Genomic DNA, 14,788 nt, shown 5'->3' on the forward strand with positions numbered 1-14,788 from the left:
GGGGGAGGACTCAGGGCCTGGGCCGATCGCTCCGCAGGGCCGAGGAGCGGCGGGTGCGCAGGAGGAAGTCCTCCACGCGGCGCCGGTCCGGCTCCTCGGGCAGCGGGCCGTGCCGGGCGGCCTCCGCGGCCTCCTCCGCCAGCCGCGTCATCCAGGACTCCACCCCGGACCAGGGCACCTCACCGCGCTTCACCGCGAGCAGCGGTGCGCGCTCCTCGCCCACGTCGATCGTGAGGACGCCCGTGCGGAGCAGGTCCCGGGCGCTGATCAGCAGACGGAGCAGGTGCATGGCGTGCTTCCAGCGCGGGGCCCCGTGGGAGCGCACGTCGGCCTCCAGCTTGCGGCGCTGGCCGTGGGCGTAGCGGGTGAACGTCTCGTGGACCGCCCGGGACAGGAATGCCCCGCGCAGCTCCAGCAGCTCGCGGCCGGTGGCGTCGGCGTACTCCACGAGCGGGGAGTGCAGGCACTCCAGGATGTTGGGGTTGGCGCGCAGGGCCAGCTCGCAGAAGCGTTCCAGCTCCCAGCTGAACTGCTCCTCGGCCGGCCCCTCGACATGCGTCGGCGGCTTGTCGAAGCGCCAGAACAGGGCAGTGGGCGCGAGGAAGACGCCCCGGCGGTCGGTGTCGCTGCCCTCCGTGGCCAGACCGAAGGCGCGCGAGCCCATGACGCAGGCGTAGATCGTGTGGTCGGCAACCAGGGTCTCGGGGCGCATGCCCGGGAGCGTACGCGGCGGTTCACGCCAGGCGGATCGAATTTCCCTCCACCGTGATCGACTGCTCGGGCAGCGCCCGGGTCGCCGGGCCCCGGTCCACCGAACCGTCGGCGATCCTGAACCGGCTGCCGTGGCAGGCGCAGTTGATGGTGCCGTCCGCCACGCCGGCCACCACGCAGTTCTGGTGGGTGCAGATCGCCGAGAAGGCCCTGAAGTCGCCCTCCTCGGGCTGGGTCACCACCACCTTCTCGTCCTTGAGGACCGTCCCGCCGCCCACCGGGATGTCGGCGGTCGAGGCCAGCTCCTGCCCGGCGGTGGCGTCCGGTGCGGGCGATTCCGACGAGGGGCCGCCCTCGCCGCCACCGCCGCAGCCCGCGGCCAGTGCCGCCGCGCCGGACGCGAGAAGGACCGTGCGGCGACTCGCACGACGGGTCATGACGTCACTCCGAGGGGATCCGGGGGCAGGGGGCGGGGGAGAGAGCGGGGGAGCACCGTGGTGCACGGCCGGCGGTCCCCGCATCCTGACACCGAATGGGCCGAAGGTTAAGCAATGAGTGGTGAAGTGTCATCAAACGGGCACGCCGTCCCGTCTCAGCGGGCGAGCGCCCGGCCACGGCCGTCCCGGGCCTGACTACGCTGGATGACCGAACAGCAGACACGCACGTCAGCAAGGAGCATCGTCGTGGCGGTACGCGCGGTCCGTGGGGCCGTCCAGTTGGAGCGGGACGAGGCCGGTCACATGGAGGAGCAGGTCGGCGCCCTGCTCACCGCGATCATCGAGCGCAACGGCCTGCACACCGACGACCTGATCAGCCTCTGGTTCACGGCCACGCCCGACCTGCACAGCGACTTCCCGGCCGTCGCCGCCCGCAGGCTCGGCATCGTCGACGTCCCCCTGATCTGCGCCCAGGAACTCGACATCGCCGGCGCCATGCCCCGCGTCGTCCGGGTCCTCGCGCACATCGAGTCCGACCGGCCCCGCGCCGACATCGCGCACGTCTACCTCGGCGCCGCGGCCGCCCTGCGCAAGGACATCGCCCAGTGAGAACCGCACTCGTCATCGGCACCGGACTCATCGGCACGTCCGCCGCCCTCGCCCTGTCCCAGCGGGGCGTCACGGTCCACCTCGCCGACCACGACCCGGAGCAGGCCCGCACGGCCGCCGCGCTCGGCGCCGGGACGGACGAGAGCCCCGACGGGCCGGTGGACCTGGCCCTCGTCGCCGCCCCGCCCGCCCACGTGGCCGACGTGCTCGCCGACGCGATGCGGCGCGGGGTGGCCCGCGGCTACCTCGACGTGGCCAGCGTCAAGGGCGGACCGCGCCGCGAGCTCCAGGCACGCGGGCTCGACCTGGCCTGCTACATCGGCACCCACCCCATGTCCGGACGTGAGAAGTCCGGCCCGCTGGCCGCCTCCGGCGACCTCTTCGAGGGCCGCCCCTGGGTGCTGACCCCGACCCGGGACACCGACACCGAGGTGCTCAACCTCGCCCTCGAACTGGTCTCGCACTGCCGTGCCGTGCCCGTCGTCATGGACGCCGACGCCCACGACCGTGCCGTGGCCCTCGTCTCCCACATGCCGCACCTGGTGTCCAGCATGGTCGCCGCCCGTCTGCAGCACGCCGAGGAGGCCGCCGTACGGCTGTGCGGGCAGGGCATCCGGGACGTGACCCGGATCGCCGCCTCCGACCCCCGGATGTGGATCGACATCCTGTCCGCCAACCCCGGGCCGGTCGCCGACCTGCTCACGGACGTCGCCGCCGACCTGGAGGAGACCGTGCGCGCCCTGCGCGCGCTGGAGTCCTCCGACGCGGACAAGCGCCGCGAGGGCGCCACGGGCATCGAGGACGTGCTGCGCCGGGGCAACGCCGGCCAGGTCCGCGTCCCCGGCAAGCACGGCACCGCGCCGCGCGCCTACGAGGTCGTGACGGTGCTCATCGACGACCAGCCCGGCCAGCTGGCCCGGATCTTCGCCGACGCCGGCCACGCCGGGGTCAACATCGAGGACGTCCGCATCGAGCACGCCACCGGACAGCAGGCCGGTCTGATCCAGCTGACGGTGGAGCCCAAGGCGGCACCGGTGCTCTCGGCGGGCCTGCGGGAACGGGGCTGGGCGATCCGGCAGTGAGGGGCCGGGGCCGCCCTTCCCCCGAAGGGCCGGATCGTCCGCTTGTCGGAAGGGTTCCGGGGAGCCAGTAACCTGGTGCGGGGCGTGTCCGCGCCCCGCACACCCCACACCAGCGCACCAGGAAGGTGTTCCTCCGTGGAAAACGGCGCCGCCCAGCCCGTGATTGTCGCCATAGACGGCCCCTCCGGCACGGGCAAGTCGAGCACGTCGAAGGCCGTGGCGGCGCAGCTCGGCCTGAGCTACCTGGACACCGGCGCCCAGTACCGGGCGATCACCTGGTGGATGGTGCACCACGGCATCGACACCGACGACCCCACCGCGATCGCCGCCGTGGCCGCGAAGCCGGAGATCGTCTCGGGCACCGACCCCGAGGACCCGACCATCACCGTCGACGGCGTCGACGTGGCCGGCCCGATCCGCGGGCAGGACGTCACCTCCAAGGTCAGCGCGGTCAGCGCGGTCCCCGAGGTGCGGACCAGGATCACCGAGCTGCAGCGCTCCATCGCCGCCTCCGCCGTCACCGGCATCGTCGTCGAGGGCCGTGACATCGGCACCACCGTGCTCCCCGACGCCGACCTGAAGATCTTCCTCACCGCCTCCGAGGAGGCGCGGGCTGCCCGCCGCAGCGGCGAGCTGAAGGGTGCCGACCTGAAGACCACCCGCGAGGCCCTGGCCAAGCGGGACGCCGCGGACTCCAGCCGCAAGACCTCCCCGCTGGCCAAGGCCGGCGACGCGGTCGAGGTGGACACCACCGACCTGACCCTGCCGCAGGTCATCGAGTGCGTCGTCACCCTCGTCGAGGAGAAGCGGGCCGGGAAGTGACCGACGTCCCATCGGTGCGGGGCGCCGAGGTCGGGCGGCGCATCGGCGTCGGCCTGATGTACGGGCTGTTCAGGCCGCGCGTGCTGGGCGCCTGGCGGGTGCCGGCGGCCGGCCCGGTGATCCTCGCCGTGAACCACTCCCACAACGTCGACGGCCCGATGGTCATGGGCGTGGCGCCCCGGCCGACGCACTTCCTGATCAAGAAGGAGGCGTTCGTCGGCCCGCTCGACCCGTTCCTGACCGGTATCGGCCAGCTCAAGGTGGACCGGGACACCACCGACCGCACGGCGATCTCCCGGGCGCTGGGCGTGCTGGAGCAGGGCGGCGTCCTCGGCATCTTCCCCGAGGGCACGCGCGGTGAGGGCGACTTCGCCTCGCTGCGCGCGGGGCTCGCGTACTTCGCCGTGCGCGGCGGGGCGCCGATCGTGCCCGTCGCCGTGCTGGGAAGTTCGGAGCGGCCCGGACGGTTGATAAAGGCGCTGCCCCCGCTGCGCTCCCGCGTCGACGTCGTCTTCGGCGACCCCTTCGACGCGGGCGACGGCAGCGGGCGGCGTACGCGCAAGGCGCTCGACGAGGCGACCGAGCGCATCCAGAAGCAGCTCACCGCGCACCTGGAAAACGCCAGGCGCCTCACCGGGCGCTGAGCGACACTTGAGTAGTGGATCACCCGTGTGCCGGGTGCCCCACCGATCACCACGATGAACGACGAGGTACGGACTTCATGAACGACCACATCCAGCCCGACGGCTCGGACGCGTACGAGGGTGCGCACGAGCACGACCACGGGGCGCTGGGCGATGCCGAGTTCGCGGAGTTCATGGAGCTCGCCGCGGAGGAGGGCTTCGACCTCGAGGACGTCGAGGGCGCCATCGAGGCGGCCGGCCACGGCCCGCTGCCGGTGCTCGCCGTCGTCGGCCGGCCCAACGTCGGCAAGTCGACCCTGGTGAACCGGATCATCGGCCGCCGCGAGGCGGTCGTCGAGGACAAGCCGGGCGTCACCCGCGACCGTGTCACCTACGAGGCCGAGTGGGCGGGCCGCCGCTTCAAGGTCGTCGACACCGGCGGCTGGGAGCAGGACGTCCTCGGCATCGACGCGTCCGTGGCCGCGCAGGCCGAGTACGCGATCGAGGCCGCCGACGCGGTCGTCTTCGTCGTCGACGCCAAGGTGGGCGCGACCGACACCGACGAGGCCGTGGTCCGGCTGCTGCGCAAGGCCGGCAAGCCGGTCGTGCTGTGCGCCAACAAGGTGGACGGCCCGAGCGGCGAGGCCGACGCCGCCTACCTGTGGTCCCTGGGCCTGGGCGAGCCGCACCCGGTCTCCGCGCTGCACGGCCGCGGCACCGGCGACATGCTGGACCAGGTCCTGGAGGTGCTGCCGGAGGCCCCGGCGCAGACCTTCGGCACCGCCGTCGGCGGCCCCCGCCGGGTCGCGCTGATCGGCCGTCCGAACGTCGGCAAGTCCTCGCTGCTGAACAAGGTGGCGGGCGAGGAGCGGGTCGTCGTCAACGAGCTCGCCGGCACCACCCGCGACCCGGTCGACGAGATGATCGAACTGGGCGGCAAGACCTGGAAGTTCGTCGACACGGCGGGCATCCGCAAGCGCGTCCACCTCCAGCAGGGCGCCGACTACTACGCCTCGCTGCGCACTGCCGCCGCCGTCGAGAAGGCCGAGGTCGCCGTCGTCCTCATCGACGCCGCCGACTCCATCTCGGTGCAGGACCAGCGCATCGTGACCATGGCCGTGGAGGCGGGCCGCGCCCTCGTCCTCGCCTACAACAAGTGGGACACCCTCGACGAGGAGCGCCGCTACTACCTGGAGCGGGAGATCGAGACCGAGCTGGGCCAGGTGGCGTGGGCGCCGCGGGTGAACGTCTCGGCGCACACCGGCCGGCACATGGAGAAGCTGGTCCCGGCCATCGAGACGGCCCTGGAGGGCTGGGAGACCCGGGTGCCGACCGGCCGTCTGAACGCCTTCCTCGGCGAACTGGTCGCCGCCCACCCGCACCCGGTGCGGGGCGGCAAGCAGCCGCGCATCCTGTTCGGCACCCAGGCGGGCACCAGGCCGCCGCGGTTCGTACTGTTCGCCTCCGGCTTCATCGAGGCCGGCTACCGGCGCTTCATCGAGCGCCGGCTGCGCGAGGAGTTCGGCTTCGAGGGGACGCCGATCCACATCTCGGTGCGGGTGCGCGAGAAGCGCGGCAGGAAGAAGTAGCGGACGGCGGACAGGGGGAAGGGGCGGTCCCGGTGCGGGACCGCCCCTTCCCCCTGTCCGTGCCCCGGTCAGGCGCCTCTGCGCGGGGTCGGCGGCAGTCCGGCCGGGACGTGGTGCATCCCGGAGACGTTCCGGCCGACCGTGCCGACCCGCTGCCACTGCGGCTGCTGACCGGTGCCCTGACGGGTGCTGCCCGCCCCGTAGCCGCCGTACGCACCGCTGACCAGGGAGGCGCCGAACGAGCCGGGGCTGTGGCCGCCGTACGAGCCCGTACTGTGCGGGATGTTCCCGAAGGCGGTGAAGCCCAGGTCCTCCTCGCCGCTGCGGTCACCCGGCAGCGAACGGAAGGACTTGACGTACTCGGTGTAGAGGGCGTCGTAGATCGGCGTGGCCGAGGGGCCGCTCCGGGAGTCCTGCGCCGGGCGCACGGGGGCGGGGACCGAGGCGAGGGACTGGCGGCGGGGAACGTCATATGCGTGCACGTATGTCCAAACGACCCCGTGCCGTTGGGGATGCGGCCGTTTTGCGGCTTTCGCCGCTCGCGTGCCCGGCGCGCGCCGGCCGGGTCGGTCAGACGCCGGCGAGCGGCAGCGCCGAGGCGACCAGCTGGCCGTTGGCGGCCGCCTTGTCCAGCGCGTCGCGCAGCAGGTCCTCACGCGGCTGGCGGCCGATCGAGCCGACCGGGGCCGCGAACATCAGCACCTGGTGGTGCTTGTTGGCGGCCGTCCGCCAGCCGTCGGTGACCTGGAGCGGCTGGTGCGCCTGCCACCAGGCCACGGGCCGGCCGCCGCCGGGGTTCGGCTGCAGCACCGCGTGCAGCTGTCCCGCGGCGAGCAGCACCGACCAGCCGTGCAGCACCGGAGGCACGGCCGACAGCTCGGTCAGGGGCATGAAGCCCTGCTCGATCAGCAACGGCAGGAAGTCGTCGCCCGCCCCGAGCGAACCGGGCCGCGCGACCGGCGCGGTCGGCTCGACGACCAGGGCCGGGTGCAACTCCCCGGAGATCAGGACCAGTCCGCTGGTCACCCCGAGCACGGCCTGCTCCGGGGCGGCGTTCGCGGGCGCCGGCGCGCCGGTGTCCCCGCCGATGGCCCGCACGGCCCCCTGCAACTGCGCCTCGGTGACCTGGACCACCTGCGAGGGCAGGCAGGTGGCGTGGGCGAAGGCGAGCACGGCGGTCTCGTCGCCGATGAATAGGACGGTGCTGGTGCGCTCCTGCTCCGGGTGGCCCGGGGTGCGGCAGGAGGTGCAGTCGTAACTGCCCGGGGCGGACTCTCCGGCGAGCAGTCGGTCTGCTTCTTCGTCGCCGATCTCGGCGCGTACCTCGTCGCTGACGTCGAGCATGCGCGGCACGGGTGGCTCCCTCGGGATGCGGTGCGTGGCGAGGCCGGGTGGCTCCCGGCCCGTGGTCCGGGTGGGTCCCCGGGCTCATGAAGAAGACAACGGGCGATCTGTGGCGGGAGTCACGCCCCAAGGCGAACGGAATCGAACCATCCAGCGCACTCGGTCACGGCCGGCGCGGAATCCGGCACTCATCGTCAACTTCCCGTGTACGCACTGCGGTTGACCGGGTGAGGAGACTCACAGATTACCGGGTTCGGTGGTCGACAAATCCGGAAATCAGCGAATGAAGTGGGTGGCCGGAAATCGCCGATACCCAGGGTAATGGGCAACTGGCCTGGCACAACAGGCCATTGGTTGATCCGGGCCCCCTGGGCTCCTTAGATTCCTCCGCCGTGTGCAACGAGCACCGCTCGGGTACGTCCGCCGAACGCACCGCACAGCACCAGCGATCGACCCGCAGGCGGACGGGGCGGGCGCGGCTCACCCGCCTCATGGCGGCGTGGGCGGCGTTCCGTCCTGGGGACCCCGAGTCCTGGGGAAGGGACCTACATGTCCGCATGTGCCGATAACACCCGCCACCACGCTCGCAAGACCCGTACGACGGCGGTCCTCGCCGGCGCGGCACTGCTCGCGCCCCTCGCCCTGCTGACCGCGACCGGGAACGCCGCGGCGGCGGACGGCGGGGTGTGGGACCGCATCGCCCAGTGCGAGAGCGGCGGCGACTGGCACATCAACACCGGCAACGGCTACTACGGCGGACTGCAGTTCTCCGCCGCCACCTGGCGCGCCTACGGCGGCACGGCCTACGCGCCGACGGCCGACCGGGCCACCAGGTCCCAGCAGATCGCGGTGGCCACCAAGGTCCAGCGCGCCCAGGGGTGGGGCGCCTGGCCGACCTGCTCGGCCCGCGCGGGGGCGTCCGGGAGCGCACCCGCCACGGACCCGGTGGCGGCGGACAGGGCCCCGTCGAAGTCCCCGGCCCCCTCCGAGCCCTCGAAGTCGTCGAGTCCGGCGCGGTCGTCCGAGCCGTCGGCGGCCCCGGCCGCCGGGCACGGGGACCGGACGGCGTCCGGCGGCGACTACACCGTCCGCGCGGGCGACACCCTGAGCGGCATCGCCGCACGGCACGGGCTCGACTGGCGGCGCCTGTACGACGCCAACCGGTCCGTCGTCGGCGGCGATCCGGACGTGATCGTCCCCGGGCAGCGACTCGACGTCTGAGCCGCCCCCGCACCCGGCACACGGGCCCCGTCCGACCGGCCGGACGGGGCCCCGCGCCCTCCCAGGGCCTGTCGTTCGGGTCACGCCGGCGTCGCGGGGCCGACCCTAGAACCGCTGCGCCGAGGCGGACCGGCCGAGTTCACCCGCCTCCCCGGCGAAGACCACCGCGCCCCGGCGCAGGACGTACACGAAGGCCCGCCGGCCGAGCAGCGCGGGCGGCAGCCGCTGCTCGGCGACGACCACGCACGCGTCGAGGCCGGCCAGCAGCGCGTAGGTGCGGGCCGCGACCGCGGGGGCCATGCCCTGCGCGGGCTCGTCGACGAGCACCACGCGCGCGCGGGCGAGCAGCGCCCGGGACAGGGCCAGCATGCGCTGCTCCCCGCCGGAGAGCGTGCCCGCCCGGCGTTCCAGCAGCGGCCGCAGCGCCGGGTAGGCGGCGAGCGCGGGCTGCGGGTCGGGCGCGGTGAGGGCGAGGTTCTCGCGCACCGTGAGGGAACCGAACACCGCCTGCCGCTCCGGCACCAGGCACATCCCGCGCCGCGCCCGCTCGAACGCCGGTACGCCGGTCACGTCCACGCCGTCCCACCGCACCGCCCCGCCGGACAGCGGCACGGCCCCGGCCAGCGCGCGCAGCACGGTCGTACGTCCGGAGCCGTTGCGGCCCAGCAGCACGGTGAGTCCGGGGCCCGGGGCGGCGAGGGTGACGCCGTGCAGGGCCTCCAGGGGGCCGTACCGGACGCGCGCGCGGTGCAGTGAGAGGACGGTCGCGGTCATGGGCGCTCCGCCTCCCCGAGGGAGCCGAGGACACGGCCGGGGGGACCGGAGGCGACGATCCGGCCCGCCGCCATCACGTGCACGACGTCGGCGAGGCCGGCCACCAGGTTCGGATCGTGCTCGACGACCAGGAGCGCCGTGCCGTCGGCGGCCAGCGCCTTCAGGATCCGCGCCAGCGCGGCGACCTCGGCGGTGTCGAGCCCGGCGGCCGGTTCGTCCAGCAGGAGCACGCGCGGACCGGTGGCCAGGGCCCGCGCGAGTTCCACCCGGCGCAGCGTCCCGGTGGGCAGCCCCGCGGCGGGGCGGGCCCGCACCGGTCCGTCGAGGCCGAGCAGCCGCAGCGTGCGCTCCACCGCGCGGGGATCGCCCGGCCGGCCCTGCTCGGCGCCGACGCGCACGTTCTCGGCCACGGTCAGCGTCGGGAAGACCGCCAGCTGCTGGAAGGTCCGCGCGATGCCGAGCCGGGTGCGGGCGTGCGCGGGCAGCCGGGTGATGTCGCGCCCCGCGAGCCGGACCGAGCCCCGCGCGGGCCGCAGCGTGCCCGCCAGACAGTGGAACAGCGTGCTCTTGCCGGCCCCGTTGGGCCCGACGACGGCGGTCACCCGCCCGGCCACGAGGCCGAGATCCACACCGTCCAGCGCGGTGAACCCGCCGTAGCGGACGCGCAGGGCACGGGCTTCGAGGACGGGGGGTGCGGCGGGTTCGTCCGCGGGGGCGGGGGCCGGGCGCCGCGATCCGGGGGACGGACCGCCCGGGGCGGCGCGGACCGGCCCGTCCCGCAGCGGGCGGGCGGCGGTCCCGCCGGGCGTGACGGCCTCCTCGCGGGCGGTCGCCTCCGTCCCGTCGTCGCGGCGGGCGGTACGGCGGGGGGACGGGGTACCGGCGCTCTCGCCGGCTGGGACGGCGCCCCTCCGGGGCGGACCGCCCGGCGGGCGGTCCGCGGCCGTTGCCGAGGCCGGGAGGCGCGGCCGGCCGCCCGGCGGGTGCTCCGTCGGCTCGGGCGGGGGCCGGTCGCCCGGCCGGTGTTTCGGCGGGTGCGGGGGCCGCGGCCGGTCGCCCGGCGGGCTGACGGGGGGACGTTCCGCCGCCCCACCCCCGCCCGCACCCCCTGCCGCGAGCCGGTCGTGACGGCGCCCCGGAAAGCCGGGCACCCGGTAGCGCCCGCCCGGGGCTCCCCTCCGCCGTCGGCGCGCGCCCGTGGCCGTCGCCCCCGCCGGCACCGGAACCGGTACCGGGGCGGGTTCCGGCCCGCGCAGCAGGTGGCGTACCCGGGCGCCCAGCGGAGTCGGTTCCGGCGGCCGGGCCGGCCGCAGGCGCTCCGCCGCCGCGCGCAGCACGTCGTGCGGGCCGCCCGGGAAGCGGCCGGCCAGGACCGCCAGCACGCCGATCACCGCCGCCGCCACGCCACCGCGCGTACCGGCGTCCAGGCCGACCAGCAGCGCCGCGGCCAGCAGCGCGCCCAGGGCGCTGTCGGCGCCCAGCACCACCACCGCGGCGAACCACAGCAGGCCCCGCACCGGGTCGTACGCCGCGGGGTCGAAGGCGCGCAGTCCCATGCCGAGCATGCCGCCGCCGAGCGCGGCCAGCGCGGCACCGCAGACGAAGGCCAGCAGCTTCAGCGACGGCACCCGCACGCCCGCCGCCCGCGCCCCGGACTCGTGGTCCCGCATCGCCGCCAGCGCGCGGCCCGTACGGCCCCGGCGCAGGGCCCAGGCCGCCGTCAGCGCGCACGCCAGGAGGGCCAGCTCCAGGACGTAGTACGCGCGGTCGCCGTCGAAGCCCGCCGGGCGGCCCAGGGACAGCCCCGACGTGGCGTACGGCTGGTCGAAGACGAAGCGGCTCACGCCGACGCCGACCGCGAACGTCGCCAGTGCCAGTGCGAGCCCCCGGCGGCCGATCGCCGGCCAGCCGGTCAGCACGCCCAGCGGGGCGACCAGGACGACCGCCACCGCGAGCGCGACCAGTTCCGGCAGCCGGGGCAGGCCGGGGAAGCGGCCGGCCGCGAGCAGCGCCGTGAACAGGGCGCCCAGGCCGGCGTACGCCGCCTGCCCGAGCGAGATCTGGCCGCCCCGGCCGGTGACCACCACCAGCGACAGCAGCACCACCCCGAGCGCCGGCACCTGCACCGCCGTGTGCAGGTCGCCCCCGGCGAAGCCCAGCGGCAGCAGGAAGAGCACCCCGGCCACGATCCAGACGCCCGGCGGGGTCGGCGCCCGCCCGCCGGCCGTGCGCGGGAGCGCGTCGCGCGCGCCCGCCCCGGGCAGCACCAGTGCGGCGAACAGCAGCGCCACGACGAACAGGTTGGCGCCGACCGCCTGGAACAGCGGCTCGCCCCACCCCGACGGGTGCAGCCGCGTCAGCTGACTCTGCGCCACCCCGATGCCGAGCGCGACGGCCACCGCCACCGGCAGACTCCGCATCCGCGCGGCGACCGCGACCGCCACCACCTCCATGACGAGCAGCGGCAGCCCGTACGGGTCGAGCCGCACGTACGGCGCCAGCAGCACCCCGGTCAGACCGGCCGTGAACGAGCCGAAGGCCCAGCCCGCCGCCGCCACCCGGTCCGCGTCGACACCCGCGAGCACGGCCAGTGACCGGTCGTCCACGACGGCCCGCAGCTCCCGCCCGAACCGCGTCCACCGGATCACCGCGCCGACCCCGGCGGCCAGTACGGCCACCACCGCGAGCTGCCCCCACGGGTCCGCCGGCACCAGCACCGGCGCGTCGTCCCGCGCTCCCTGCCCCCACAGCAGCGCGGCCCCGCCCACCAGCAGCACGAACACCCCGATGGACGCCACGAGCGCACGCGCCGGGTCCCCGCCCCGCACGGACAGCGGCCGGAACACCCACCGCTCCAGCACCACTCCGAGTCCCGGCGCCACCACCAGCAGCGTCAGCGCGGAGGCCCACCACAGCGGCCAGCCCCAGTCGACCACGCACCCGCGCAGCACGTACGCGCACACCATCGCGATCGCCCCGTGCGCGAAGTTGAGCACCCCGGTCGCCCGGTACGTCACGATCAGGCCGATACCGGTGAGCGCGGCCGCCGCGCCCACCGACAGACCGGCCAGGGTCAGGTCGTACGTCAGGGAGGCCATCGGCGAGGGCGTCAGCCGTCGGTCTCTTCGGCGGGTTCGCAGATCGGGCAGGGCTCCAGCCCACCGTGCGCCACGCGCCGCGCGTCCACCACAACCGCCTCCGTCCTCCCCGCGACCAGCGGGCAGTCCGCGCGATGCCACAGCGTCCCGCCCGGCACCATCAGCATCTCCCCGCTGACCGCGACCGGCGCGTCGGCCGCCGCGCGGGGACCGTCGGCGCCTTCCGGTGCCGCGGCCACGAGTAGCCCGTACAACTCCTCCACGCGCGCGGCGGCGAGCGCGCCGCGCCCCTGGGCCAGCAGCACCGCACCCGCGACGATCAGCGCGGCGCCCGGGACAGTGCAGGAGGCCAGATAGGGCAGCTGCCGTTCGGCGTACCGCTCACCCGAGACGCCGTACCAGCCGAGGACGCACAGCACCGCACCGGCGGCGAGCACGGCCCAGCCGGCCCACAGGACGGGGTGCGCGGTCCGCAGTCGGGCTGTCCGCATCATGGCTCCCACGCGTCGGGGTCTGTGCACGTGCCTGCCCCGCCCCCGGCCGAGCCGGCCGACCGGTTGCACTATGCCCCCTGCGAGCCGACCCTGAAAACACCGGGCGCACACGGCCCGTACCGACACCCGATTGGTGAGCCAATGGTTCTCGGCAGCGACCTCAGGCGGGGGAACGCGAGGAGGGGACACGGCCCACGGGCGGGGCGGGGCACGGCCCTCGCGGCAGCCGTGGCGCTGGTGCTCGCCCCGGCCCTCGCCGCGTGCGGTGACGGGGGCGGCGGCGACAGCCCGGTCCCCACCCAGACGGCGGAACGGACGCCGAGCGCACCGGGCAGCGCGCCCGCGGACCGGGCGGCGGCCGAGCGGGAGGTCAAGCAGAACTGGGAGAAGTTCTTCGACCCCAGGACGTCCCTGGACGACAAGAAGAAGCTCCTGCAGCACGGCCAGTTCATGGGCCCCGTCCTCGAGGCGTTCAGCGGCGACGAGCGCGGCGGGCAGGTCAAGGCGCAGGTCACGGAGGTCTCGTTCACCTCGCCGACCGAGGCGGACGTCAAGTTCGCGCTGAGCCTCAAGGGCGTCACCGCCCTGCCGGACGCGTCCGGGAAGGCCATCGAGGAGGACGGCACCTGGAAGGTGTCCGTCAAGTCCCTGTGCGCGCTGGTGGAGCTGAGCGGTGATGGCTCGCCCCCGGCCATCCCGGGCTGCTGAGGCACTCGCCGCGGCCCTGCTCCTCGTCCTGACCGCGGCCTGCGGCAGCCGCCTGCCGGAGAGCGACTTCGAGCACGACGGCCGCAGCCCGTCCGCCCCCGCCCGGGACACCGGCGAACCGGTCCGCGTGGGCATCGTCACCAGCGCCACCAGCCCGGTCGGCGGCGGCGCCTTCACCGGCCCGCGCGACGGCGCGAAGGCCTGGTTCGACCGGCTCAACGCGCGCGGCGGCATCGCCGGACGGCCCGTCGAGGTGCGGCTGTGCGACGACGGCGGCAGCGGCGTCGGCAACAACGAGTGCGTGCACCGGCTGATCGACGAGGACGAGGTCGTCGCCCTGGTGGCCACCACCGCCCTGGACTACGCGGGCGCCTCCCGCGTCTCCCGCGCGGGGGTGCCCGACATCGGCGGCCAGCCCATCGGCGCCGCGTACGACACCTACCCGCACCTGTACAGCATCTACGGCAGCAGCGCGCCCAGGAACGGCACCCCCGGCTGGGACGGCGAGCTGTACGGCGGCACGGAGGTCTACCGCTACTTCGCGCGCGAGCACGGCGCCCGCACGGCCGCGGTCGTCTCCTACAACCAGTCGGCGTCCGCCGCCTACGCCCGGCTCGTCGAACGGGGGCTGAGGGCCGAGGGCTACCGGGTCGTCACCGAACGGGTCGACTTCGCGCTGCCCAACTTCCGCGCGGTGGCCGCCGACCTGAAGGAGCAGGGCGCCGACCTGGTCTTCGACGCCATCGACGGCCACGGCAACGCCCGGCTGTGCCAGGCCATGGACGACGTCGGCGCCCGGGTCACCGCCAAGGTCACCCACGCGCAGAACTGGACCTCCACCGTCGCCGAGGACCTCGCGGACGCGCCGCGCTGCCGCAACGCGCTGTGGGCGACCGGCTCCAGCCGCAACTTCGAGGACACCGGCCACCGGGCCGTACGCGCGTTCAGGGACGCCACGAAGGGGCTGCGGACGCACTCGCAGTGGCAGCTGGAGGGCTGGGCGGCCGCCCGCTGGTTCACCGAGGCGGCGACGTCCTGTGCGCGCACGGGCATCACCCGCGCGTGCGTCGACGCCCGGGTGAACGGCGCCGAGGGCTACACCGCCGGCGGGCTGCTGCTCCCCGTGTCGTTCAGGCCGTCGCCCGAGCCGCCGGGGACCAGCAGGGCCTGCCTGTCCGTGGCCCGCTGGCGGGACGGCGAGGGCTGGGTCACCCAGGGCGACATGAACCGCACCTGCTTCCGGGTGCCGCACCTGGCGTACGAGCCCTGACGCCCG

General features: G+C 75.1%; 15 protein-coding genes. 8 read left to right on the forward strand and 7 right to left on the reverse strand.

From position 1 onward, the window contains the following. Positions 1–10: 10 nt before the first annotated feature. The gene (locus FHX78_RS27745) at positions 11–712 is read right to left on the reverse strand and encodes a nucleotidyltransferase domain-containing protein (RefSeq protein ID WP_145870132.1); all 702 of its coding nucleotides are present in this window, start codon (positions 710–712) and stop codon (positions 11–13) included. Positions 713–734: 22 nt separating this feature from the next. Beyond that, the gene (locus FHX78_RS27750) at positions 735–1,148 is read right to left on the reverse strand and encodes a Rieske (2Fe-2S) protein (protein WP_145870133.1); all 414 of its coding nucleotides are present in this window, start codon (positions 1,146–1,148) and stop codon (positions 735–737) included. Between the two features lie 246 nt (positions 1,149–1,394). On the opposite strand from FHX78_RS27750, the gene aroH reads away from it, so the two are divergent. The 5 genes from aroH to der all read left to right on the forward strand — a co-directional run bounded on the left by aroH (position 1,395) and on the right by der (position 5,873). Continuing rightward, the gene (aroH, locus tag FHX78_RS27755) at positions 1,395–1,757 is read left to right on the forward strand and encodes a chorismate mutase (protein ID WP_145870134.1); all 363 of its coding nucleotides are present in this window, start codon (positions 1,395–1,397) and stop codon (positions 1,755–1,757) included. Continuing rightward, a complete protein-coding gene (locus FHX78_RS27760) occupies positions 1,754–2,839 on the forward strand; it encodes a prephenate dehydrogenase (protein WP_145870135.1) in 1,086 nt (361 codons plus the stop codon). The genes aroH and FHX78_RS27760 overlap by 4 nt, the downstream gene beginning before the upstream one ends. A 135-nt stretch (positions 2,840–2,974) precedes the next feature. Next, complete coding sequence (gene cmk / locus FHX78_RS27765; protein ID WP_145870136.1) at positions 2,975–3,661, forward strand: (d)CMP kinase; 687 nt, start codon at positions 2,975–2,977, stop codon at positions 3,659–3,661. Further along, positions 3,658–4,305 carry a lysophospholipid acyltransferase family protein gene (locus tag FHX78_RS27770; protein ID WP_145870137.1) on the forward strand — a complete coding sequence of 216 codons (648 nt, stop codon included), beginning with the start codon at positions 3,658–3,660 and terminating at the stop codon, positions 4,303–4,305. Before cmk ends, FHX78_RS27770 begins: the two co-directional genes overlap by 4 nt. 77 nt (positions 4,306–4,382) lie before the next feature. Continuing rightward, on the forward strand, positions 4,383–5,873 hold the full coding sequence (gene der, locus FHX78_RS27775; protein WP_145870138.1) for a ribosome biogenesis GTPase Der: 1,491 nt from the start codon (positions 4,383–4,385) through the stop codon (positions 5,871–5,873). Between the two features lie 68 nt (positions 5,874–5,941). Here the strand turns inward: der and FHX78_RS27780 are convergent, their stop codons facing one another. Both FHX78_RS27780 and FHX78_RS27785 read right to left on the reverse strand, forming a co-directional pair. Further along, positions 5,942–6,355: a hypothetical protein gene (locus FHX78_RS27780; protein ID WP_145870139.1), complete on the reverse strand. Its 414-nt coding sequence runs from the start codon at positions 6,353–6,355 to the stop codon at positions 5,942–5,944. An 88-nt stretch (positions 6,356–6,443) separates the two neighbouring features. After that, positions 6,444–7,226, reverse strand: coding sequence for a hypothetical protein (locus FHX78_RS27785; RefSeq protein ID WP_145870140.1), 783 nt, complete (start codon positions 7,224–7,226; stop codon positions 6,444–6,446). A gap of 540 nt (positions 7,227–7,766) precedes the next feature. Here FHX78_RS27785 and FHX78_RS27790 point away from each other — a divergent pair. Then, the gene (locus tag FHX78_RS27790; RefSeq protein WP_145870141.1) at positions 7,767–8,438 is read left to right on the forward strand and encodes a LysM peptidoglycan-binding domain-containing protein; all 672 of its coding nucleotides are present in this window, start codon (positions 7,767–7,769) and stop codon (positions 8,436–8,438) included. A gap of 105 nt (positions 8,439–8,543) precedes the next feature. On the opposite strand, the gene FHX78_RS27795 is transcribed toward FHX78_RS27790, so the two are convergent. From FHX78_RS27795 to FHX78_RS27805, 3 genes are read right to left on the reverse strand one after another with little or no spacing between them, the layout of a single operon-like run. Beyond that, positions 8,544–9,212 (reverse strand): ABC transporter ATP-binding protein, encoded by a 669-nt coding sequence (locus FHX78_RS27795; RefSeq protein ID WP_145870142.1) that lies wholly within the window; start codon positions 9,210–9,212, stop codon positions 8,544–8,546. After that, positions 9,209–12,310, reverse strand: a complete 3,102-nt coding sequence (locus tag FHX78_RS27800) for an ABC transporter permease subunit (protein ID WP_145870143.1) — start codon at positions 12,308–12,310, stop codon at positions 9,209–9,211. Before FHX78_RS27800 ends, FHX78_RS27795 begins: the two co-directional genes overlap by 4 nt. Before the next feature lie 11 nt (positions 12,311–12,321). Further along, a complete protein-coding gene (locus FHX78_RS27805) occupies positions 12,322–12,801 on the reverse strand; it encodes a hypothetical protein (RefSeq protein ID WP_145872183.1) in 480 nt (159 codons plus the stop codon). Between the two features lie 144 nt (positions 12,802–12,945). On the opposite strand from FHX78_RS27805, the gene FHX78_RS27810 reads away from it, so the two are divergent. Both FHX78_RS27810 and FHX78_RS27815 read left to right on the forward strand, forming a co-directional pair. Continuing rightward, entirely contained in the window at positions 12,946–13,512 is a 567-nt protein-coding gene (locus FHX78_RS27810) for an MTB12 C-terminal domain-containing protein (protein WP_145870144.1), read from the forward strand. Next, positions 13,481–14,782 (forward strand): ABC transporter substrate-binding protein, encoded by a 1,302-nt coding sequence (locus FHX78_RS27815; RefSeq protein WP_145870145.1) that lies wholly within the window; start codon positions 13,481–13,483, stop codon positions 14,780–14,782. The genes FHX78_RS27810 and FHX78_RS27815 overlap by 32 nt, the downstream gene beginning before the upstream one ends. Positions 14,783–14,788 lie beyond the last annotated feature (6 nt).

Origin of the sequence: Streptomyces capillispiralis, assembly GCF_007829875.1 — a bacterium.
GTDB classification, from domain to species: Bacteria; Actinomycetota; Actinomycetes; order Streptomycetales; family Streptomycetaceae; genus Streptomyces; species Streptomyces capillispiralis.

Coding starts and splice junctions, on each gene's coding strand:
- FHX78_RS27745 (WP_145870132.1), bottom strand. CDS start 712: ATGCGCCCCGAGACCCTGGTTGCCGACCACACGATCTACGCCTGCGTC.
- FHX78_RS27750 (WP_145870133.1), bottom strand. CDS start 1,148: ATGACCCGTCGTGCGAGTCGCCGCACGGTCCTTCTCGCGTCCGGCGCG.
- der (WP_145870138.1), top strand. CDS start 4,383: ATGAACGACCACATCCAGCCCGACGGCTCGGACGCGTACGAGGGTGCG.
- FHX78_RS27790 (WP_145870141.1), top strand. CDS start 7,767: ATGTCCGCATGTGCCGATAACACCCGCCACCACGCTCGCAAGACCCGT.
- FHX78_RS27795 (WP_145870142.1), bottom strand. CDS start 9,212: ATGACCGCGACCGTCCTCTCACTGCACCGCGCGCGCGTCCGGTACGGC.
- FHX78_RS27800 (WP_145870143.1), bottom strand. CDS start 12,310: ATGGCCTCCCTGACGTACGACCTGACCCTGGCCGGTCTGTCGGTGGGC.
- FHX78_RS27805 (WP_145872183.1), bottom strand. CDS start 12,801: ATGCGGACAGCCCGACTGCGGACCGCGCACCCCGTCCTGTGGGCCGGC.
- FHX78_RS27810 (WP_145870144.1), top strand. CDS start 12,946: ATGGTTCTCGGCAGCGACCTCAGGCGGGGGAACGCGAGGAGGGGACAC.
- FHX78_RS27815 (WP_145870145.1), top strand. CDS start 13,481: ATGGCTCGCCCCCGGCCATCCCGGGCTGCTGAGGCACTCGCCGCGGCC.